The organism is Psychrobacter sp. TB20-MNA-CIBAN-0197 (genome assembly GCF_040309765.1).
Lineage (GTDB): Bacteria > Pseudomonadota > Gammaproteobacteria > Pseudomonadales > Moraxellaceae > Psychrobacter > Psychrobacter submarinus.
Genome location: NZ_JBEOPC010000031.1, coordinates 18,813 through 39,315 on the forward strand (window position 1 = coordinate 18,813; position 20,503 = coordinate 39,315).

Here is a 20,503-nt window from a genome sequence, read left to right on the forward strand (position 1 = left end):
CTAGATTAAAAGTAGGTATCGGTATTTATTCATTAAGCTGCGATTACAGCGCGATAAGCTCTACTTATTATAACGGTTTTATGCCATTGTATGATGAATGGCGTAATGAATGCCGGAACTGAGATGATAGATTGAAAATTTAGTCAATTTGCGTCATTATGAGGCAGTTTTTTTATGTTAAAACGGTGTGTTATCAGTGCAAAAACCTAATCTTACCCCGCCGCAGTCGCCTAGAGCTGCAATGAGCTCCCTACCCTCCAAACAAGGCGGGATTGTGTTTAGCAGTATCTTACTCATCATTGTCATCGTAGCTATGGTGTTATTGGCTCTATACCTAATCAAGCTTGATCGTACTATCACTAGTAAGTTTGAGGGTAAGCGCTGGGATATTCCAGCTAAAGTTTATTCGCAGCCACTTGAGTTGTATCAAGGCGCTAATGTCGATAAAGACACGATAAAGACTTGGCTTGATCTACTGAACTATCAAAGCAACACCGCTTATGATCGTACTGGTAGCTTCCACCGCTCCGGCAATACCTACTTTATTCATACTCGGGGCTTTAGCTATAGCGCTAACGATGTCGATAAAGAACAAGTCATCAAAATGACGCTTGCTAATAGTAAGATCCAAAGCATCCAGAGCACTGAGCAAAACGATACAGGTATCATACGCCTAGAGCCTGTCAGTATCGGCGGCATCTATCCAGATAGTAACGAAGATCGCTTAGTCGTCTCTTTAGATGAGGTGCCTCAGCCGCTCATAGATGCGCTAATTGCTACTGAAGATCGCGCGTTTTATGAGCATAAAGGCGTATCGATACGCGGCATAGCGCGCGCGGTCATCAATAACTTCTCAGGCGGCTCTATGCAAGGCGGCTCGACTATCACCCAGCAGCTGATTAAGAACTTTTATCTCAACTCAGATCGTACTCTTAAGCGTAAAGCCAACGAGGCGTTGATGGCGATACTGCTAGAGCTGCATTATAGCAAGGATGAGATACTACAAACTTATCTAAATGAGATTTACTTAGGTCAAAACGGCAATCGCTCTATTAATGGTTTTGGCCTCGCATCACAGTTTTATTTTAATAAACCTTTAAATGAGCTGCGTCTAGATCAGCAAGCGATGTTGGTGGGTATGGCAAAAGGGCCTAGCATCTATAACCCGCGTCGTCATCCAGAAGCGGCCAAAACGCGCCGCGATGTGGTGCTGAGTAATATGCAAGCGATAGGCAAGCTGACAGCAGAAGACTATGCAGCTGCCTCTGACAACTCTTTAGGCGTCGTCGATAAGCCCGTTGAAGGTAAGAGCCAGTTTCCTGACTTTTTGGACATCGTTAAACGCGAGCTCAATGATGTCTACTATGCTGACGATCTCAAAAACGAAGGTCTGACTATTATCAGTACCCTCGACCCTATTGCACAGCTAGCAGCAGACAAAGCGATTGATCGTAAGCTCGGTGAGCTGCGCCGTAATAATAGTAAGACCAAAGATTTACAAAGCGCTTTGGTCAGTGCCAATCCTGAGACCGGTGAGCTTGTCTCTGTCGTCGGTAGCGGTAGCGAGTTCACCGGCTTTAACCGAGCGGTAGATGCTAAACGTCCCGTCGGCTCGCTGCTAAAACCTATCATCTATATGACCGCGCTTGAGAGTGGACGCTATAATTTAGCCAGCTCAGTGGATGACTCACCTATCACAGTCACCTCAAACGGTAACGACTGGAACCCCGAAAACTACGATGGCCGCGATCATGGGTTTGTTCCTTTCACCACTGCCCTAGCTAAGTCCTATAACCAAAGCACTGTACGTTTAGGGATGGAGTTTGGTTTAGATACTTTTGCCAGACAACTACGCCGTATGGGTATCGAAGAAAAAATCTCTCCTTACCCTTCTGCGCTATTAGGCGCTGTTAATCTCAGTCCGATGGATATGCTTGGCGTGTATCAGGTCTTTGCTACAGGCGGCTTTCGTACGCCTATCCATAGTATTCGTACCGTTATCGATGATCGTGGTCGTATTTTGCAGCGTACTGGGCTCAACACACAGCGCAGTGTGCCGCCTGAAGCCAACTTTTTGACCAACTACGCTTTGCAGCAAGTGGTCAAAGAAGGTACGGCTCGCCGAGCGCAGTCTTTGGGTAGTGAGCTGAATTTAGCGGGTAAGACTGGAACCACTAATGACTACCGAGATGCTTGGTTTGCAGGCTATAGTGGTAACTATGTCAGTGTGGTTTGGGTAGGCCGCGATGATAATAAGCCTATCGGTCTTGGCGGTGGTACTGGAGCGCTACCGATTTGGGTTGATTATATGCGCCGTTTAAAGCTAACTCCTGTAGCCATGGCAGAGCCGGAAGGGATCGAATGGTTATGGCTTGAGAACAACTCAGGCAAGCTCTCTAATGAGCGCTGCGCCAATGCACGCTACTTACCTGTGATGTCCGCCTATCTACCTGAAGAGGCTAGTGAGTGCGCTTTGCAGCTTTATCAGCAAGAACAAGCGCGTGAACGCGGATTTACTTTCGGGCAGCCACAGTCAGAAGGTCTGGACAATACGCAACAGCCCACTGATGAAGATATGGAGAATAATGAGCCACAACGAGGCGCTGATACTTGGTACGACCGCGCGCTTGAGTGGTTCTAAAGGTTGATTCAATAGCTGCTAAAAGCAGGACAATCGAGTTATAATAAGGGCTTTAGAGTTATCTAAAGCCCATTATTTATAGTTAGGGGCTGTATACTGATACGTGCATAGTGGCATTGTGGCATTGTGGCATTGTGACATGATAACGACACATAACTTATTATCAAAAACAAATCACCCTATTATTCAGTAAATCTTTTGCTGTTTATAGATGATGTAATATTAAGTAGAGGTAGCAGGATATGGCGACAATAAAGCAGCAAAACTCACAACTTTTGGCAAGCGGAGCAGCACACTCATTACCGTCGAAGCGCGTACTTCTTCCTACTATAATAATGAGCGCCTTAACCCTGAGCGCTTGTCAAACCGCGCCGTCTACAATGGCTAATCAAGGGTCGGTAACTTCTACTACTCAAACGACTGCGGTTGCTGACTCTAGCCAGCCAGCACCTAGCTACACCAATGATGGCTACCCTATTGAGCCTTATCATCCGCCTGCCCAAGCCCCTACGACTTATGAAAATAGCAACAATCGTCAAAACCCCTTAACTCAGTCTGGCTCAGCCCCGAATCAGCCCATACCGACGCTTCCTAATGATAATGTTTTAGTCATACCGCTACCGGATGCGATGATTGAAGAGCCACCTGTTTATGACGCTAATACGCCTTCTCAATCGCCGAGCTTACCCTCACATAGCGATTTATTAGAGCGTGCCCGTAAAAACTCGCAGCAGTCCTCACAGTCCAGCCGGCAAGCTTCTAATAATAAAAGCGATTTACCTGCTTTTCAGAACCTGATGCGAGTCGGTACCTCGCAGCTGCAATCTGGTAATCTGACCGCAGCAGAGAACAGCTTTACCCGTGCGCAGCGTTTGGCGCCTAGATCGTCCGCGGTATACTTTTATTTATCGCAAGTCGCACTAAAAAAGAATCAGCCCCGTAAAGCCGAAGCGATGGCTCGCCGCGGCCTGACTGTCTCGCAAGATGCTAATCGTCGCCGCGCTTTATGGCAGCTTATTCTTAGATCTGGACAAGCACAGAATAACACTCGCGTGATTCGTGAGGCGCAGCAGGCGCTTCGTTAGTAGCAAGGCGAGATAGTCAGTATGTGTTAGGTAGCATTAGAACTTATCATTTTTAAACTCACTTTTATTTTTAAAGGCATTTTTATGGCATGGCAACAACTGCATCTACAGTGTAAAAAAACCAACGTTGATTTGGCAGAAGCGTTGTTATTAGAATCGGGCGCGCTGTCTATTATGTTAGACGATGCAGGCGACCAGCCTTTGTTTGAGCCACTACCTGGCGAGTCGCCACTATGGGATGAGGTAGTACTAACAGGTATCTTTGACGCCACTACCGAACAGGGTAATCGACAGGCTCTCGAGCAGCTCAGTCATGATATCGCTGCACAAGTAGACGCCAGTCGTACTTGGCTCAGCGCTGTCGAGGACAAGGACTGGGAGCGTGAATGGATGACGCATTATCAGCCGATCGAATGCGCCAATAACCTCTGGATTGTACCTGAATGGTTGACACCTCCAAACCCTGAAGCAACCAATATCATTATGGATCCAGGTTTAGCTTTTGGCACAGGCTATCATGCAACGACTCGCTTATGCTTAGATTGGCTCACCAACGAGGACCTGCAGGATAAAGTCGTCATCGATTATGGCTGCGGCTCTGGTATTTTGGGAATAGCTGCTCTGCTATTGGGCGCGCGTCAAGTTTATGCGGTAGATATTGATCCACAAGCAGTATTGGCCACTAAGCAAAACGCTGAGCGCAATCAAGTTGATGAGCGGCTATTGGCTTTTTTACCAGAAGAGTTCAACGATTACTACGCTGAGAATGACGTGATACCAGTAGACATAATAGCCGCTAACATCTTAGCAAAACCGCTTATTGGGTTAGCGCCTTATTTTGCAACGCTTATCGCTGTACAAGGCAGGCTAGTGTTGGCAGGTCTTATTGAGTCGCAGACTGAGCAAGTTATTGACGCTTATCAGCCCTATTTTACCCTCGACCCTAAGCATGCTTTTACCACGCAAGAAGATCATCATTGGCAACGACTTTCAGGAACATTTACAGGCTAGCAACATTTAATTACATCTGTTACGATATTGGCAGTACCTACTTACCGCCAATAGTAGCTGAGTAGAATTAATGAACACTGCTTCTGGACTTGATGACATGACTACGCGTATCAAAACTCAGTGTCCTAGTTGTCAGGTGTATTTTGAACTAAATGCTGAATTGCCAGAGCTCTTACAGCGACCGAGCACACAGATGCGCTGTGCCCATTGTCAGCACAACTTTTTGGTGAATGAGCATTTAGTTGTTTCTGCCAATGATGATTCATTGAATAATACAGTAACACCAGATGATAGCGCGCATTCAAATAATAACTGGCTCGAAGAGCTGCTCAGTAAGCATAATAGTCACCACGACAAGCCGCTCGGTCACGCTCAAGCACAATCTGCTGACCAGAGTGCTTCGCAGTCGACTACTCAATCAACGCCTTATTTAACTCAGCCCGTTTTGCCCACTAACAAGATCGATAAAGCGCTGAGTAATCAGTATTTGTATCAAGACTTAGCGCAGCGTAATTTAGCTCAAGATAGAGTGCCGCGCTATGTTGCTCAAGATGATGAGACGCGATCGGGGCACTACGATGACGGACCGCAATCAGTAGCAATATTACTGTGGAGCGCTGGTTGCTTGGTCTTAACCTTATCTTTATTTGCCCAATATATTATCTTTAATTTAAATACTTTAATCAAAGATCCAGACTATGCTGCCCGTTTGGAGGCTGTGTGTGTGATAGCGGCGTGCCGACTACCCTCTGCTGATCTAGATGCTTTTGTCATCTCTGACCCCGTATTTAGAGCAAGCAAGATTAAAGCGGCTACTGCTTATAGTGATGTGCAAGCGACCCTATCGAATCAAAGTGCCGAGACCCAGCTGGTACCTAGTCTTAGAGTTAGTATTTATGGTAGCGATGCATTAGTCGGAGAGTTTATTGCGCTACCAGAAGACTACTTGATGACTCGTCAAAGCCAGCTGTCTGCCAATTACAGCCAACCTTTTATGTTTACTATCCCTCTGACTCGCCAGCAAATTGATAGGATTACTATTGAACCTATTTATTGATCATCTGCCCAATATTGAGGAAAACACCTTATGACACCATCTGTACAGGGCTCCGCCAATCATTTTGCCCAAAGCGTACATTATGCAAGCTCAGCTGAGAGCTCTGAGCCTTTACGCTATCATGTTGAACGTGTGGTTCGTGAGTATTTTCTAGCCTTGGGCGACGAGCTACCAACTGATTTGTATGAGCTTATCTTAAAAGAAGTCGAGCTACCATTATTGACCGTAGTCCTCGAAAAGACTCGCGGCAATCAAACCAAGTGCGCGCAAATATTAGGGTTGAATCGTGGGACTTTACGTAAAAAGCTAAAGTGCTACGACTTGATGTAATGCTTCAAGCTGCTAGTTCATCTTCTAGGCGCTAAAGCGGCGAGTATTTTGACTAATAATTTGGGCAAACAAGACAAAATTTTGTACATACTAGCCAATATGTTTTATCATATCGGCCTTTATACTATTGCCTTAACCGATGAATCACTAGGCCAATCGTAATCACATAAACAACCATATCAGGCACCACATATTTTATAATAGTTATCACGACCTACTCATGGCAATAATTAAGCCGATTTTTTATGGCTTGTCTTGCCTATATCCCCTCGCCTGAGCCTATACGGTATCCATCGCTAGCAGCCTATGCTTGCGGTTTAATGCCTTTTATTTTCAGGATTTTTATGGAATGATTTTATTATGACAAAACCACTAGCTCTCCTCTCAGTATCTAATAAAGCAGGTATTGTAGAATTCGCTCAAGGCTTAATTAAATCAGGTTTTGGCCTATTGTCTACGGGCGGCACTTATCGTTTGCTACAAGACAATAATGTCGAAGTCACAGAGGTCTCTGACTATACAGGCTTTGCTGAGATGATGGACGGCCGCGTCAAAACCCTACATCCCAAAATCCATGGCGGTATCTTAGGCCGCCGAGGTACTGACGATGCGATCATGAATGAGCATGCTATTGAGCGCATTGATATGGTGGTCGTCAACCTATATCCGTTTGCTGAAACGATTGCACAAGCTGACGTGACTATGACTGATGCTATTGAAAATATTGATATTGGTGGCCCTACTATGGTCCGCGCTGCGGCAAAAAATCATGCTGATGTTGGCATCGTAACCGACCCTAATGATTACGAGCGCGTTCTATCTGCTCTAAACAAAGGCACGACGCTGACCTCAGCGTTACGCTACGATTTGGCAGTGAAGGCTTTTGAACATACGGCTCAGTACGATGGCATGATTGCAAACTTCTTAGGCAGCCGCGTTAACGACACACAGCAGCCAGAAGCTTTTTCTCGTACGCTCAATCTACAATTCGATAAAATGCAGGATTTGCGCTACGGCGAAAACCCGCATCAAAAGGCCGCCTTCTACGTCGAAAATTCTGCTTTAGATAAAAAAGAAGCGTCGATTGCCACTGCTAAGCAGCTACAAGGCAAAGCCCTATCCTATAATAATATCGCTGACACAGACGCGGCGCTTGAATGCGTAAAAGCCTTTACCGCGCCTGCTTGCGTCATCGTCAAACATGCAAACCCTTGCGGTGTTGCCGTTGATCCTGATCAAGTCGCTGCCTATCGCACCGCCTTTAGCACAGACCCTGAATCCTCTTTTGGCGGTATCATCGCTTTTAATACTGCGCTTAGCGTCGCTGCGGCAAAGGACATCATCGATAACCAGTTTGTCGAAGTGATCATTGCTCCCAGTATCGAAGATGGCGTGCTAGAGATAACGGCCGCGAAGAAAAACGTACGAGTATTGGTTTGCGGCGAGCTACCAGTAACGACTAACCGCCAAAGCAAACTCGACTACAAGCGCGTTAACGGTGGATTACTGGTGCAAGAGCAAGACTTGGACATTATTGGCGCTAATGACTTACAGATCGTCACTGACGTACAACCGACAGAGGCTCAAATTGCCGACTTGCTGTTCACTTGGACTGTCGCTAAATATGTCAAATCAAACGCTATTGTTTATGGTAAAAACAAGCGTACTATCGGCGTTGGTGCAGGTCAGATGAGCCGTGTCAATTCTGCTCGTATCGCTGCTATAAAAGCTGAGCATGCAGGCCTTGCCACTGAAGGCGCTGTCATGGCTTCAGACGCCTTCTTCCCTTTTCGTGATGGCATTGACAATGCTGCTGAAGTCGGTATTGCTGCTATCATTCAGCCCGGTGGTTCTATGCGTGATGACGAGACTATCGCTGCAGCTAATGAGCATGGCATAGCCATGGTATTCACTGGAATGCGTCATTTCCGCCATTAACCCGGTATCGATAAGCTTGCTTAACTATTAAGTACAACTGGTACACACAAAAAGCCACCGTAATGACGGTGGCTTTTTTGTGGCTAACCTTGTATTTAGCGAACCTGAGCGTTCGCCATATTCGCTTCATTGATCTCAACGTTATACACTAAACGTAGGTAGTCTAAGTAATCCTGCAACTGATCTTGGCCTAAATTATCACGGATAATAGCAGCGGTTTGTACTTTTTCTGCTGCAGATAGCTGCGACTCACCTTGTGTTTCTATATGGTCACCTACTAGCACTGACGCCCCCACTTCCGTAGGACTGGCTATCGCCACTACTCCATTCATAGGTGCTTGCTTACTAAACGCAAGGCCACGCTCTTTATCAGATAACAAAGGCGTTTGACGATTGATCTCACCCAATGCTTGAAAGGATACAGCTTGCTTTGCGATATCATCGACAGTATCAATAGCGGCTGCTACTTTTTTGGCATCGGCTAGAGCTAAAGCACTGGCTTTTTGTTTGCGTAGGGTTTGCGTGATAATCGGGGTCGCTGCGGCTAAGCTTAGAGTCTCAGTAGGACGATAGTTGCTCGGCTGCGCCCAGACCATACCATTACCGACTTCAATACCAGTCGTTACCGCTTGATCCTGAATAGTAAAATCATCAAACGCTTGTTTGATCACTGCAGGCTGCGCGAGTACGGACGTATTGTTTTCTTTGCGGTAGTCATTGATCCGCTTAAGCGTCACATTTTCTTGTTGAGCGATATCTTCGATACTAAAGCCGTCTGCTGCCAAATCATTAATAGCAGTGACTTTATCAGCATAAATCGTCTGGCGCTTATACTCTTTGGCTTTTGCCGTCAGCTCTTCGCGCATACTCTCCATAGTAGGCACGTCATCACTATTGTCTTCAGTGACTTTGAAAATCTGATAACCAAAGCTCGTATTGACGACTGGGCTCACTTCACCGACGGTTAATCCCTCAAGAGCGTCCTCAACCTTATCAGCATCATTACCAAATACCGAAGGATTAAAACGGCCAATAGCGCCGCCGCTTGCACCAGTAGGGTCATCAGAGTACTGTTCAGCCAGCGCAGCAAAATCTGCACCGTTATTTAGCTCGGCCAATACCTTATCAGCGCGTGCTTTGGCATCATCGCCGCTCAAAAGTATTTGGCTAATCATGCGCTCGTCACTCACCCCAAGCTGTTGCTTATAGCTCTCATACTGCTGTTCTAACTCATCTTCAGTCACTTGCTTAACTTCAATGTTAGCCGGTAACAGCTGAATATAAGCAAGATCGACCATAGCGTCGCTTTTTAGCTCATCTTTATTGGCATTATAATACGCCTCTACATCCGCCTGACTGATTTGTACTTGTTGCTGGTAGTCCTGCCAGTTGAAACGATGCAACCAAACCTTACGGGTCTCAAGCTGCAAGTCGATCAGCTGGTTGACAGCGCGCATTGGATAGATGGCTGTTCCCACAATACTGGCGTTGAGCTGATCTAGACTCAACTGATTGCGAAACTCTGCAAATAGCTGGTTTTTAGTCATTCCGCGCTGACGCAAGAAGTTTGAGAATTGATCATTAGAAAAATTACCTTCTGCGTCTTTGAATATCTCTTCTTGCAACAATAAGCGATTGATCGTGTCATCAGATACAGTCATACCCAGCTTGCCTGCTTGCTGCTCGAGTAAAGTGCGATCAATAAGGCCTTTTAACACTTGCTCATGCAGCACATCTTCATTGATCAAACTGGCATCATCGACCTGATCTAATAGCTCAGTACGGCGGCTGTTCACCGCAGACTGGTACTCGCTAAGTCCAACACTTGCCTCTCCTACCTGAGCGATTTGGTTGGGATCGACATTCCCGCCAAAATAGCTCTCAACACCCAACAACGCTAATGGCGCTAGGCATAAAATCAATAAAATGCGACCAGGCCAAGTTTTTAAAAAATCGCGCAATTTATCCATAATTATTTCTGCTTTATTAAACCGTGTTGGGAGGACCATTTTAATGCTATCAGTCGTCATAGGACTGACAATGGTCAGAATCAATAATATACAATACTTGTTAACAGGTCAGTATCTTGTCGATATATAAGTCTTCAAAACTTATCAACGCTATAGCTTATTAACGTTAGAAACAGGAGAATGACTGCTATCTCACTCAGCGCTTGGGCAAGCAAAACCTGCGCGCCTATGATACGTGATTTTTGCCATAGACTCAAAATATTCGTTTCGCCTTTACCAGCTTTTTTACCCATAAAAAAAGCACCTCAATTAAAGATGCTTTTTTTGTGCTATTTATCATGTTGTTTTAAGACAGCTAAAACCATAACTAACCGCACTGAATACTTCACAGCTTAGAGTCTGGCTTAGTTTAAGCGCTCTTTTAGGTTTTTACCGGCTTTAAAGCTAGGTACTTTACTAGCTGGGATAGCCAATTCTTCACCAGTCTTAGGGTTACGACCAGTACGTGCTTTGCGATCTTTAACACTAAAAGTGCCAAAACCTACTAGTGAGATGCTCTCGCCAGCTTCTAGTGCTTCACCAACGCTTTCCATAACAGCGTTCAATGCATCACCAGCTTGAGTCTTATTTAAACCGCTTTTGTCTGCGATGCTATCAATGAGTTCTGACTTATTCATAAAATTTCCTTCAAGTTTAAGGGCTATAATAAACGCTAGCTTCCGCTATTGTATCGCTCTAATAATGCTTAAGCAATAACGATAACTAGAAGCTTACGTGGTTGTGGTTACGCTTTATTAAGGCCTTTATATCAAGGCAGCATAGGGAGCGCAAGCGATTTTACATTTTTTTGTGTACTCTACAACGCATTCGACACTCAATATTACGTAAAATACCAGTAACTTTCTTACCTAGATTTTTATTGCTTTTATTTCTTAGCTGCTATTTCACTCTCTAACTTGTTATTTTAATTACCTATTCTATGAATGGCTGGTGCTCTGACATAAACAATATTGCCAATATTGCAACAATTCGGTTACTGACACTAGATAGCATTATTTTTATGATAAGTTTGTCAGTATGGTAGCAACCCCATAGCAGCAACGCTCCTGAACTTGAACGGACTAAGCAGCTTAACTAAAGAATGCCAAGACGCATTGACACATTTAAATTTTGACATACTGCGTTTTTACGCTACTCTTAGCAAGAATTTGCATTACTACTGATTCACTATATTGTGACTCTACTCATTTACCTCATAACCCTCCACCTTATAACAATGGATAATTGACATGAAGCGTTCTACATTGTCTCATTCTCTGCTAAATATCATTTTGGTTTTTATTGAATCAGCAATGACGTTATTATTACGCTTAGATCCTGAGCTACGTAAAGCAGCATACCCTTTGGCTAAACAAAACACGCTAGTGTGTTTGCGCTTATATTTGCCTCATGTCGAAGTGTTTGCCACTTTTAGCTATAAAGGGGTACTGTTAGATACAAGTATGCCGCCCGATCGTAGTGAGCCTGACGTCGTTATCAATGCTTATAGTATGCAGGTCATCAATGCGCTCACAACTCACGATATTGAGAGCACTGAAAAGCTGCAAATGCGCGGAGAAGTAGTGCAAGTACAACTGGTCAAACAGTTTATTATGCAGGTGGGTTTAGGCGGCATCATTCAAGGGCTAATCAAAAAAATCAAAGGCAGCGGAAAAACCAAACCCAGCGATGCCGAAAAGCAGGAAAAAACTGATAACTACAAAGCACGTATCGCAGAACAACAAACGCAAATCAATACCCTTACCATAAAGAACCGCGAACTTGAAACGACGCTCAAAGAATTGCAAAGTAAGCAAAAGCTCCTGATGATAAGTGCGGTTGTAGCTGCAGTTATTGCTCTGATCGCTATTATTGCTTTTTTTATCAGTCAATAATAGAGGGCTGTATTGTTTGCTCATTATTGCTCATCGCTGTTAGCAATACGCTGTTAGCAATAAATAGTAACCCCTCATTGTAATAATAAAGATAAATAGTAGTGGTGCTTGCTGTACTACTACTTTTACTTTTCTCCTTTCAATCATTACTGGATCAAAGCATTATTAAATCTAAACCTTTGTGAATCAAAGCGTTTTATTCAAAAGCGACTCTCTCTTTAGTATTCATTTACCCCTCGCCGTTCTTAGTATAAAAATAGCAATAATCTATCGATTTTACACCTATTACTGTCAATTAATATTATCAATCACTGGCTTAAATTTAATTAACGCGTCAACCACACTTTAATCTTGACTAAATTACTCAGGATTAAGTATAATACTCATATCGCGACATTTATAGGATTAACCATCTGTTGTGAGATAGCCATAGCGTATGACTTACTGACTATGAGTTTGTTATTTATTAGCGACTAACTCGTTAGTTTCAAGCTATTCGTTGGGGCAATATGTTGAATACATCACCAGTCTGATACTGGAATGTTAAAAGCAGCACTTTACCTACTTAAGCTTACTACTAATCAGTTTGGAGATCTTTCATGCGTTTAACCACTCGAGGCAGATATGCCGTTACTGCATTGCTAGATTTGGCACTGCAGACCAGTCAACAAGATAGTGCGGTGTCTTTATCTGATATCGCTAAGCGGCAATCAATATCGATCTCCTATCTTGAGCAGCTGTTCTCTAAGTTACGTAAACGAGGGTTAGTCACGAGCATTCGCGGTGCTGCTGGAGGTTATTATTTATCAAAGCCTCTAGACGAGATTGATGTCATGAGCATCATCTCAGCAGTGGATGAGTCCGTCAATGCAATGCAATGCGAGGGACGAGGCGACTGCCAAGGCGGCACCATGTGTCTGACTCATGATTTATGGTGTGCTTTATCAAATCATATCGAGCAGTACTTGAAAAATATAACTTTAGCACAACTATTAGATATGGAAAATGTGCAATCCGTTTCAGAACGCCAGCACAGCTCTTCTAAAGAGATTTCATCAAAAGACATCAATACCATTACTTTATCGACTAGCGAGGCAAACCCAGCATGAGCCAACATAATAATTTAATATACTTAGACTACGCCGCTACTACCCCTGTTGCTCAGCCTGTTGCTGCAAAAATGAGCGAATATCTAACGGTAGACGGTATCTTTGGTAATCCAGCTTCGCGCTCTCATGGTTACGGTTGGCAAGCAGAGGAAGCCGTAGAGACAGCGCGCGGACAAGTTGCAGAAGTGATTAACGCTGATCCACGCGAGATTGTCTTTACCTCAGGGGCAACTGAGTCTGATAACTTAGCCATTAAAGGCGCAGCGCACTTCTACCATTCTCGCGGTAAGCACATTATCACGAGTAAAATCGAGCACAAAGCCGTATTAGATACTTGTCGTGAGCTTGAGCAAGAAGGTTTTGAGATCACATATCTTGAGCCGCAAAAAGGCACAGGTCTGATACTGCCAGAGCAAGTCAAAGACGCACTACGTGAGGACACCATTTTAGTCTCACTAATGGCAGTCAATAATGAGCTTGGCACGATTACGGATATCACTGCTATCGGTGAGATTACTCGCGAAGCAGGCGTTATCTTCCATGTTGATGCCGCTCAAGCCATAGGCAAAATAAAAATTGATGTCGAAACGACTAAAGTCGATCTCATGAGCTTTTCAGGGCATAAAGCTTATGGCCCTAAAGGTATCGGTGCTTTATTTGTTCGCCGTAAGCCACGTGTACGTCTAAAAGCTGAGCAACATGGCGGTGGTCATGAGCGCGGTATGCGTTCAGGTACGCTGCCAACGCATCAGATTGTTGGTCTAGGCGCAGCCTTTAGCTTAGCTGAAGAAAAGCGCGAAGAAGATCATGCTCATGTTGCTAATCTTCGTCAGAAGTTGTGGGATGGCTTGCAAGATATTGAAGAGATCTATCTAAATGGTGATCTTGAGCACAGCGTACCTAACATCGTTAACATTAGCTTCAACTTCGTTGAAGGGGAATCTTTGATGATGTCGCTAAAAGACTTAGCGGTCTCTTCAGGTTCGGCTTGTACTTCAGCAACGCTTGAGCCCTCTTACGTACTGCGCGCTATCGGCCGCTCTGATGAGTTAGCGCATAGCTCTATCCGTTTTAGCTTTGGCCGCTATACTACTGAAGAAGATATCGATACGGTACTCTCGCAAATGCATAGCGCTGTTGACAAGTTACGTGCTCTATCGCCGCTTTGGGATATGTATCAAGACGGCGTAGATCTTGACTCAGTTGAATGGGCTGAGCACTAAGATAGTCGCTAGTTTAAGTACGGCGAATACTAAGTACAACGAGTAAATAAAAATTACAGACTATTAATACGTTTGACCCCAATTACAGATAAGCCCTCGAAGTAGTAACCTTAAAATACTTCAGGACTCATCGTCTAACCAGGAGAAAACCCATGGCTTATAGTGACCAAGTTATTGATCATTACGAAAATCCACGCAATGTCGGCAATCTTGATAAAAATGCTGAAAATGTAGGTACCGGTATGGTTGGTGCTCCAGCCTGTGGTGACGTTATGCGCTTACAGATTCAGGTTGGCGATAACGGTATCATTGAAGATGCCCGTTTTAAAACTTATGGCTGCGGCTCTGCTATTGCTTCAAGCTCACTAGTCACTGAGTGGCTAAAAGGTAAAAGCTTAGATCAAGCCAGTGAGATCAAAAACAACGATATCGCTCAAGAGCTTGCTTTGCCACCCGTTAAAGTGCATTGCTCAGTCTTAGCAGAAGATGCAATCAAAGCCGCTATCAGCGACTACAAAGGAAAGCATGGCACTAGCGATACGCAAGAAGAAGTCGCGCACTAAGCGGTTTAGTTGAAGGCGTCTTATCTTTATAATAAGTCTATAGAGCGCTGAGCTTTATACGCTACGGAGGTGACAATACAGCTTATGCCATTGTCACCTTTATTTTATACCCTACTTATGAGTTTACTCATCATAATCTTAGTGATTACAGTCTCAGTTATTGATAAATAATAGGAGTTGGCATGATTGAAATGACAGAACGCGCCGCTCAGCATGTTCGAGAGTTTTTAGATAATCGCGGTAAGGGCGAAGGTATCCGCGTTGGTATTCGTACTGCAGGGTGCTCAGGTTTGGCCTATGTTTTGGAGTTTGTAGATACTCCCGACGATAACGATACGCGTTATGACAGTCGCGGTGTCAGTATTTTTATTGATCCAAAAAGCTTAGTATATCTCGATGGTCTGCTGATGGACTACGAAAAAGAAGGATTAAATGAAGGCTTTAAATTCACTAATCCTAATCAAAAAGGCGAATGCGGCTGCGGTGAATCATTTACCGTATGATGTTTCGCTTGTTTAAAATAGACAAACCTTTGATAGATTAACCCTTAAATATAACAATAAATGAGTATCACTTTTTAAAGGTCAAAATATGACTTCAGATAACCATGCGCAGCCAGACGCTCAGTTCGATAATTTTTTTGCTTTATTTGAGCAGCCTGTTCAGTTTGACTTATCTCAGCAGGCTCTAGATCAGCGCCTGCGTTTGCTACAAAAACGCTATCATCCTGACAATATAGCAAAAAGTAATACTAGTGATCATCTGCAGCAGTCTGGGCAAGCATCAGCCGTTATCAATCAAGCCTATCAAACTTTGAGTCATCCAGATAGCCGAGCCGCCTATCTATTAGATATGGCTGGGCAAGCACAGACTTTGGAGCATTCCATTGCCGATTTAGAGTTCCTTGATGATGCCATGCAGTTGCGCATTGATTTAGAAACTGCTATTGAAGATAAAGCGCGCTCGAGCCTACAGCAGTTACATCCACAGATTACTAGCCGCTTAGAAAAGCAGTCAACGCGATTCAAAGAGGCGTATCAGCAGGAGCAATGGCAAACGGCCATCGATGCGACCCAAAAGCTAAAATTCTTAGTCAAGCTCAATGCTGATATCACTATAGCGCTCGATGAGCTTGCTAATGCAGAACAAGCAGACGATGATGATCTGTATGTCTAAGCTTACAAACTGAATCTTTATGTGGTTATTAATGGCCTTATGACGATGAGCGGTCTTTACCCTTTATATCATCAGTAGCTTTTATACTGTCGGAGCGATTGCTAGAGTTACGATATCAGCGGTAATCACGTATAATCTGCCTGACTTAGCTTTGTCTTAGAAAATATATAACAACAGATTCTAATAGCCGCTTTTTTATTACCCTCTCATTTTTCACTTTTATTTTTTGAGCTGTCTTATGTCTTTATTGCAAATTGCTGAACCCAATCAAAGTGCCCAGCCTCACCAGCATCGTTTTGGCCTTGGTATTGATCTAGGAACCACGCGCTCATTAGCAGCAGTCGTCCGTTCAGGCAAGGCGCAAGTACTGCCAGCGAAACATCATGCTGATACGCTACTCCCTTCTGTTGTTTACTATCCTGCTACTGGGGCACCTGTAGTCGGCTCTGAAGCACTAGCCCACCTTGCAGATGATCCTAAAAATACCATCATCTCCGCCAAGCGCTTTATGGGCCGTAGTCAAGCAGACATTAAATTCTCACATCCTTATGAGCTCAGTGGTAGCGAAAACGCTATGCCGGCATTTATGACCGCGCAGGGGGATGTCTCGCCAGTAGAAGTATCCGCGCGCATACTAGCCGCCCTAAATGAGCGCGCAAGCGATGCCCTGCCGGCAGATAGCGTTGAAGGCGCTGTCATTACCGTACCGGCCTATTTCGATGAGGCGCAGCGTCAAGCGACTAAAGACGCTGCTCAAGCCGCCGGTATTAATGTATTAAGACTGCTTAACGAGCCTACTGCCGCTGCAGTTGCGTATGGTCTCGACAAGCCTAATCAAGACGATACTGAAAGCTACTACCTCATTTATGATTTGGGTGGGGGTACTTTTGATGTGTCTATCTTAAAGCTGACCGATGGCGTGTTTGAAGTGCTCGCTACAGGCGGTAACAGCGCGTTAGGCGGCGATGATATTGACCGCTTATTGGTCAATTGGCTGATCAAGCAGCTTAGCATAGATCCTGCTGAGGTCAGTCGCCATGACAAATCTATCTTAGCTCAGCAGGCTAAAACCTATAAGCAGGCGCTCACCGACAGCCAACAAGTAGATGTCGATATCGCTATCAATGAGCAAACTTTCCAAGGGGTATTAACTCATGAGGATTTGCTTACTATTGCACAGCCCGTTAGCCGCCGTACCTTAGCGGTCTGCGAGCAAGTACTACGCGATGCCCAACTATCAGTGACAGACTTAGATGAGGTCGTTTTGGTTGGCGGCTCTACGCGTATGCCAACTATCCAAAATACCGTAGCTGAGTTTTTTGGTAAGCAGCCGTTATCTCGTCTTAATCCTGATGAAGTAGTCGCTTTAGGTGCGGCGCAAACAGCGCATCAGCTTATCAACGGTAATAGTGATAATAACCTACTCTTACTTGACGTTACCCCGTTATCACTTGGGCTTGAGACCATGGGTGGCTTAGTTGAAGTGCTCATCCCGCGTAATACACCTATTCCCGTCAAAAAACGTCAAACCTTTACCACTTATCAAGATGGGCAAACCGGTCTAGTAGTCCATGTGGTCCAAGGTGAGCGCGAAACGGTTGAAAACTGCCGCTCATTGGGACGCTTTGAGCTGTACGGTATCCCGCCGATGAAGGCCGGGTTTGCGCGTATTGAGGTGACTTTTAGTATCGATGCGAACGGGCAGCTAACTGTGAGCGCGCAAGAAACCAGTACAGGTACGGAAAGCCAGATCGAAATCACACCTTCTTATGGCTTATCTGATGAGCAAAAAGAGCAGCTGTTAGTAGCAGGTTTTAAACATGCCGAAGAAGATAAGAATGCTCGCTCTCTGATTGAAACAAAAGTCGAAGCGGAGCGTGAGCTGTTAGCGCTACAATCAGCGCTTGGCGAATTCGACAGTTTACTCACAGCAGAAGCCAAACAAGCATTAACCACGCAAATGCAAGCCTTACAAGAAGCGCTCGCTCATGATGATCTAGCCAATATCGAGGCCCAGCAAGCTAAGCTTAAACCTTTGAGCGATGCTTTTGCAGCTAGCATCATGAACCAAAGCGTCAAAACCAGCATGGCCGGCACTAGTGCAAAAGACTGGTAGCTCATAAAGAGCGCGCTTCCCACATAGACTTTAAACGCTATTAACCCCTACATTTTTAATTAATAAATCGCGGATAGATTATTTATGCCAAAGATTACTGTACTCCCCCATCACGAGATTTGTCCTGAAGGTACTGAAGTTGAGCTTGAGACTGGTAGTAACTTATGTAAAGCGCTACTCGAAAAAGGCATTAAAATTGAGCACGCCTGTGAGATGTCAAAAGCCTGCACTACCTGTCACGTCGTCGTGCGTAAAGGCTTTAACGGTCTAGATGAGATGGACGATATCGAAGCCGATTTATTAGATCGTGCTTGGGGGCTTGAGCCTGACTCTCGTCTCTCTTGCCAAGTTGTTGTCGAAGAGGATGACTTAACTATCGAGATACCAAAATATACTCTGAACCATGCCAAAGAAAACCATTAAGCTCAATCTATGAGCTCAACAATGAGCTTTTTTTAAATTGGAAAGAAAAAATCCAGCGATTCTATTTAGAGTCGCTGGATTTTTTTATTATAAAGACATACAAACAAGTTATAAAAACAAAGCTATAAGAAATTAGATGCTGTTTTTATCGACCTGACATTTGATTATTCTCTTCTTTTTCGATACGCTCTAGCGCAAAGTTGAGACGATTTCTAATTTCTTGATAATCATAGTTTTTCATATCTTTGAAGTTAAGATGCAGATTGAAACCCGGCAAAGTATGATCGACCCATTTAGACGACTCATCCTTATCGGCATCGGGATCAAGAACCTGCCAAGCACGAATAACATCATCAAAGCCTTTTAACTTATAGCTAATTGCATATTTACACTGATAATCATGGCAAATGTAGTCATAAGTCGCTTGGCTGATCAAAATCTCATCGTTGCCCGCGGCTTGCTCGAGACGCGCTGCACGATTGGCTTCTCTACCGATAATAGTATAGTTCAATCGGCTACTACTGCCAAAGTTACCAACATGGCAGTAGCCGGTAGTAATGCCAATGCGCACGTATAGACCATCAAACCCCATCAATCGCCACTTTTGTCTCAGCGAGCGCATCTCGCGGCGCATATCTATCGCCATCGCCACACAATCTAGCGCGTCTTGACGCACTCCGCGACTATTGGGCTCACCAAAGAAGCAAACCATACCATCGCCGATAAACTTATCTAACACTGCGCCATGTTTATTAGCGATATCGGTCATTACCTCCATATAAGTATTTAAAATATCGGCTAAATTGTCAGCGCTCAAACTATCGGACAGCTCTGTAAAGCCGACAATATCTGAGAACATAATGGACAGCTTCGCACGCTTATTAGCGACTTTAACCTCACTATTTGATTTAACAATAGGTTGCCATATCTGCTGCGGTACAAAGCGGGTCAGCTTACTAATCACTGACACCATAGTGCTGAGTCTGCCTTTAGACTGCGCGGCTGTGCGGCTGTGCTCAATGTACTTATTATAAAAAAACCAAAAGTGACCGAGCACAACTAACAAGCTTGCAAACAGAATAGTAAGCGGTACGAAGCCTTTATCACAATCTATTTTAGAGCCACTTAAAGTGATACTAACATAATAAAATATCACCATAGTTATGATCGCTGCCATCAAAAGCTTAGCGCGGTTCTCTGCTTCGCTAATAATGATGCGCACGGCAATCAGCACGGCTAAACTCAAAGCGATTACTACGCAAAATTGCATCGTACCAATGACTGTCCCTAATAAAACAACAACCGCATTTGAAGTCCAAAAATTTGCTGGCCGGCGATAGTTGTATACAAGAATCATCAGACTAGGCAAAGAGATGATGACAAAAAGGGCCATCGCTGTGGGACTGAACTCATAATATAAAGCGAGAAGAGCCACACTTAGCAGCAAGACATAAACCTCAGGATAGTTAAAATTAAAACCTTCACCGGTTTTTAGTGAAAATTTCGGTTTTAACATCTCTGATATTGACATGCTGTTATTCGCTTTATTAAGTCACCGTAAAATAATCTTACAGCAGAAGGGTTAATCATAATGTTTGGATAACCGAAACAGTATGATTATTGAAATGTGATAAATAGATAACTCTATTATAGTGCTTCAAGCCTGCTAAGCCTACGGCATTGATACCCAAAAAAATACCGCTTGTCAGTTAAATGCCGCCAAGGCCTTGAAAATATTAGATAATATTCGCTAACCCGTATTTAATATATGCAAATAATTAGATATTTATACTGGTCTTTTATAGAGTCCAAAGCGGCTTAAACCTCACTCTATTTACTGCACCGTAAAGCTAGGGCGTGTTGAACATTCGACCATGGCACTGACAGAGACTATTTTTTAGGCGATTTGCAGATAAAAATGGTAAGT

At 44.1% G+C, this 20,503-nt stretch carries 18 protein-coding genes; 14 read left to right on the forward strand and 4 right to left on the reverse strand.

The annotated features are described in order from the left end of the window. Nucleotides 1-196 precede the first annotated feature (196 nt). The 6 genes from mrcB (at nucleotide 197) to purH (ending at nucleotide 8,062) form a co-directional block, all read left to right on the forward strand. Nucleotides 197-2,641 (forward strand): penicillin-binding protein 1B, encoded by a 2,445-nt coding sequence (gene mrcB / locus AAEY83_RS10285; RefSeq protein ID WP_025647018.1) that lies wholly within the window; start codon nucleotides 197-199, stop codon nucleotides 2,639-2,641. 335 nt (nucleotides 2,642-2,976) lie between these two features. Next, entirely contained in the window at nucleotides 2,977-3,726 is a 750-nt protein-coding gene (locus tag AAEY83_RS10290; protein ID WP_025647019.1) for a tetratricopeptide repeat protein, read from the forward strand. An 84-nt stretch (nucleotides 3,727-3,810) separates the two neighbouring features. Beyond that, a complete protein-coding gene (prmA, locus tag AAEY83_RS10295; protein ID WP_025647020.1) occupies nucleotides 3,811-4,737 on the forward strand; it encodes a 50S ribosomal protein L11 methyltransferase in 927 nt (308 codons plus the stop codon). Nucleotides 4,738-4,807: 70 nt separating this feature from the next. Then, the gene (locus tag AAEY83_RS10300) at nucleotides 4,808-5,794 is read left to right on the forward strand and encodes a zinc-ribbon and DUF3426 domain-containing protein (protein ID WP_084212665.1); all 987 of its coding nucleotides are present in this window, start codon (nucleotides 4,808-4,810) and stop codon (nucleotides 5,792-5,794) included. Nucleotides 5,795-5,824: 30 nt separating this feature from the next. Next, complete coding sequence (gene fis, locus AAEY83_RS10305) at nucleotides 5,825-6,124, forward strand: DNA-binding transcriptional regulator Fis (RefSeq protein ID WP_025647022.1); 300 nt, start codon at nucleotides 5,825-5,827, stop codon at nucleotides 6,122-6,124. A 360-nt stretch (nucleotides 6,125-6,484) separates the two neighbouring features. Continuing rightward, nucleotides 6,485-8,062 (forward strand): bifunctional phosphoribosylaminoimidazolecarboxamide formyltransferase/IMP cyclohydrolase, encoded by a 1,578-nt coding sequence (gene purH, locus AAEY83_RS10310; protein WP_025647023.1) that lies wholly within the window; start codon nucleotides 6,485-6,487, stop codon nucleotides 8,060-8,062. A 95-nt stretch (nucleotides 8,063-8,157) separates the two neighbouring features. Here the strand turns inward: purH and AAEY83_RS10315 are convergent, their stop codons facing one another. The 3 genes from AAEY83_RS10315 to AAEY83_RS10325 all read right to left on the reverse strand — a co-directional run bounded on the left by AAEY83_RS10315 (nucleotide 8,158) and on the right by AAEY83_RS10325 (nucleotide 10,709). Continuing rightward, on the reverse strand, nucleotides 8,158-10,032 hold the full coding sequence (locus tag AAEY83_RS10315) for a SurA N-terminal domain-containing protein (RefSeq protein ID WP_025647024.1): 1,875 nt from the start codon (nucleotides 10,030-10,032) through the stop codon (nucleotides 8,158-8,160). Nucleotides 10,033-10,166: 134 nt separating this feature from the next. Next, nucleotides 10,167-10,325, reverse strand: a complete 159-nt coding sequence (locus tag AAEY83_RS10320) for a hypothetical protein (RefSeq protein ID WP_156923996.1) — start codon at nucleotides 10,323-10,325, stop codon at nucleotides 10,167-10,169. Between the two features lie 111 nt (nucleotides 10,326-10,436). Further along, nucleotides 10,437-10,709 carry an HU family DNA-binding protein gene (locus tag AAEY83_RS10325; protein WP_025647025.1) on the reverse strand — a complete coding sequence of 91 codons (273 nt, stop codon included), beginning with the start codon at nucleotides 10,707-10,709 and terminating at the stop codon, nucleotides 10,437-10,439. Between the two features lie 675 nt (nucleotides 10,710-11,384). Between AAEY83_RS10325 and AAEY83_RS10330 the strand changes: the two genes are divergently transcribed. From AAEY83_RS10330 to fdx, 8 genes are all read left to right on the forward strand, one after another. Then, nucleotides 11,385-11,966 carry a hypothetical protein gene (locus AAEY83_RS10330; RefSeq protein WP_319802573.1) on the forward strand — a complete coding sequence of 194 codons (582 nt, stop codon included), beginning with the start codon at nucleotides 11,385-11,387 and terminating at the stop codon, nucleotides 11,964-11,966. Between the two features lie 599 nt (nucleotides 11,967-12,565). Beyond that, nucleotides 12,566-13,075, forward strand: a complete 510-nt coding sequence (locus AAEY83_RS10335; protein WP_025647027.1) for an Rrf2 family transcriptional regulator — start codon at nucleotides 12,566-12,568, stop codon at nucleotides 13,073-13,075. Beyond that, complete coding sequence (locus tag AAEY83_RS10340; RefSeq protein WP_025647028.1) at nucleotides 13,072-14,298, forward strand: IscS subfamily cysteine desulfurase; 1,227 nt, start codon at nucleotides 13,072-13,074, stop codon at nucleotides 14,296-14,298. Before AAEY83_RS10335 ends, AAEY83_RS10340 begins: the two co-directional genes overlap by 4 nt. Nucleotides 14,299-14,450: 152 nt before the next feature. Further along, the gene (iscU, locus tag AAEY83_RS10345; RefSeq protein WP_025647029.1) at nucleotides 14,451-14,861 is read left to right on the forward strand and encodes a Fe-S cluster assembly scaffold IscU; all 411 of its coding nucleotides are present in this window, start codon (nucleotides 14,451-14,453) and stop codon (nucleotides 14,859-14,861) included. A 182-nt stretch (nucleotides 14,862-15,043) separates the two neighbouring features. After that, the gene (iscA, locus tag AAEY83_RS10350; RefSeq protein ID WP_025647030.1) at nucleotides 15,044-15,364 is read left to right on the forward strand and encodes an iron-sulfur cluster assembly protein IscA; all 321 of its coding nucleotides are present in this window, start codon (nucleotides 15,044-15,046) and stop codon (nucleotides 15,362-15,364) included. A gap of 88 nt (nucleotides 15,365-15,452) precedes the next feature. Beyond that, nucleotides 15,453-16,037, forward strand: a complete 585-nt coding sequence (hscB, locus tag AAEY83_RS10355; RefSeq protein WP_025647031.1) for a Fe-S protein assembly co-chaperone HscB — start codon at nucleotides 15,453-15,455, stop codon at nucleotides 16,035-16,037. Nucleotides 16,038-16,275: 238 nt separating this feature from the next. After that, nucleotides 16,276-18,153 (forward strand): Fe-S protein assembly chaperone HscA, encoded by a 1,878-nt coding sequence (hscA, locus tag AAEY83_RS10360; RefSeq protein ID WP_025647032.1) that lies wholly within the window; start codon nucleotides 16,276-16,278, stop codon nucleotides 18,151-18,153. An 84-nt stretch (nucleotides 18,154-18,237) separates the two neighbouring features. Next, nucleotides 18,238-18,576, forward strand: coding sequence for an ISC system 2Fe-2S type ferredoxin (fdx, locus tag AAEY83_RS10365; protein ID WP_025647033.1), 339 nt, complete (start codon nucleotides 18,238-18,240; stop codon nucleotides 18,574-18,576). A gap of 145 nt (nucleotides 18,577-18,721) precedes the next feature. On the opposite strand, the gene AAEY83_RS10370 is transcribed toward fdx, so the two are convergent. Beyond that, nucleotides 18,722-20,107 carry an adenylate/guanylate cyclase domain-containing protein gene (locus AAEY83_RS10370; RefSeq protein WP_025647034.1) on the reverse strand — a complete coding sequence of 462 codons (1,386 nt, stop codon included), beginning with the start codon at nucleotides 20,105-20,107 and terminating at the stop codon, nucleotides 18,722-18,724. Nucleotides 20,108-20,503 lie beyond the last annotated feature (396 nt).

Coding starts and splice junctions, on each gene's coding strand:
- AAEY83_RS10315 (WP_025647024.1), bottom strand. CDS start 10,032: ATGGATAAATTGCGCGATTTTTTAAAAACTTGGCCTGGTCGCATTTTA.
- AAEY83_RS10290 (WP_025647019.1), top strand. CDS start 2,977: ATGAGCGCCTTAACCCTGAGCGCTTGTCAAACCGCGCCGTCTACAATG.
- iscA (WP_025647030.1), top strand. CDS start 15,044: ATGATTGAAATGACAGAACGCGCCGCTCAGCATGTTCGAGAGTTTTTA.
- fis (WP_025647022.1), top strand. CDS start 5,825: ATGACACCATCTGTACAGGGCTCCGCCAATCATTTTGCCCAAAGCGTA.
- prmA (WP_025647020.1), top strand. CDS start 3,811: ATGGCATGGCAACAACTGCATCTACAGTGTAAAAAAACCAACGTTGAT.
- fdx (WP_025647033.1), top strand. CDS start 18,238: ATGCCAAAGATTACTGTACTCCCCCATCACGAGATTTGTCCTGAAGGT.
- AAEY83_RS10320 (WP_156923996.1), bottom strand. CDS start 10,325: ATGGGTAAAAAAGCTGGTAAAGGCGAAACGAATATTTTGAGTCTATGG.
- AAEY83_RS10370 (WP_025647034.1), bottom strand. CDS start 20,107: ATGTCAATATCAGAGATGTTAAAACCGAAATTTTCACTAAAAACCGGT.
- AAEY83_RS10300 (WP_084212665.1), top strand. CDS start 4,808: ATGAACACTGCTTCTGGACTTGATGACATGACTACGCGTATCAAAACT.
- hscA (WP_025647032.1), top strand. CDS start 16,276: ATGTCTTTATTGCAAATTGCTGAACCCAATCAAAGTGCCCAGCCTCAC.
- hscB (WP_025647031.1), top strand. CDS start 15,453: ATGACTTCAGATAACCATGCGCAGCCAGACGCTCAGTTCGATAATTTT.
- AAEY83_RS10330 (WP_319802573.1), top strand. CDS start 11,385: ATGACGTTATTATTACGCTTAGATCCTGAGCTACGTAAAGCAGCATAC.
- purH (WP_025647023.1), top strand. CDS start 6,485: ATGACAAAACCACTAGCTCTCCTCTCAGTATCTAATAAAGCAGGTATT.
- iscU (WP_025647029.1), top strand. CDS start 14,451: ATGGCTTATAGTGACCAAGTTATTGATCATTACGAAAATCCACGCAAT.
- AAEY83_RS10325 (WP_025647025.1), bottom strand. CDS start 10,709: ATGAATAAGTCAGAACTCATTGATAGCATCGCAGACAAAAGCGGTTTA.
- AAEY83_RS10335 (WP_025647027.1), top strand. CDS start 12,566: ATGCGTTTAACCACTCGAGGCAGATATGCCGTTACTGCATTGCTAGAT.
- AAEY83_RS10340 (WP_025647028.1), top strand. CDS start 13,072: ATGAGCCAACATAATAATTTAATATACTTAGACTACGCCGCTACTACC.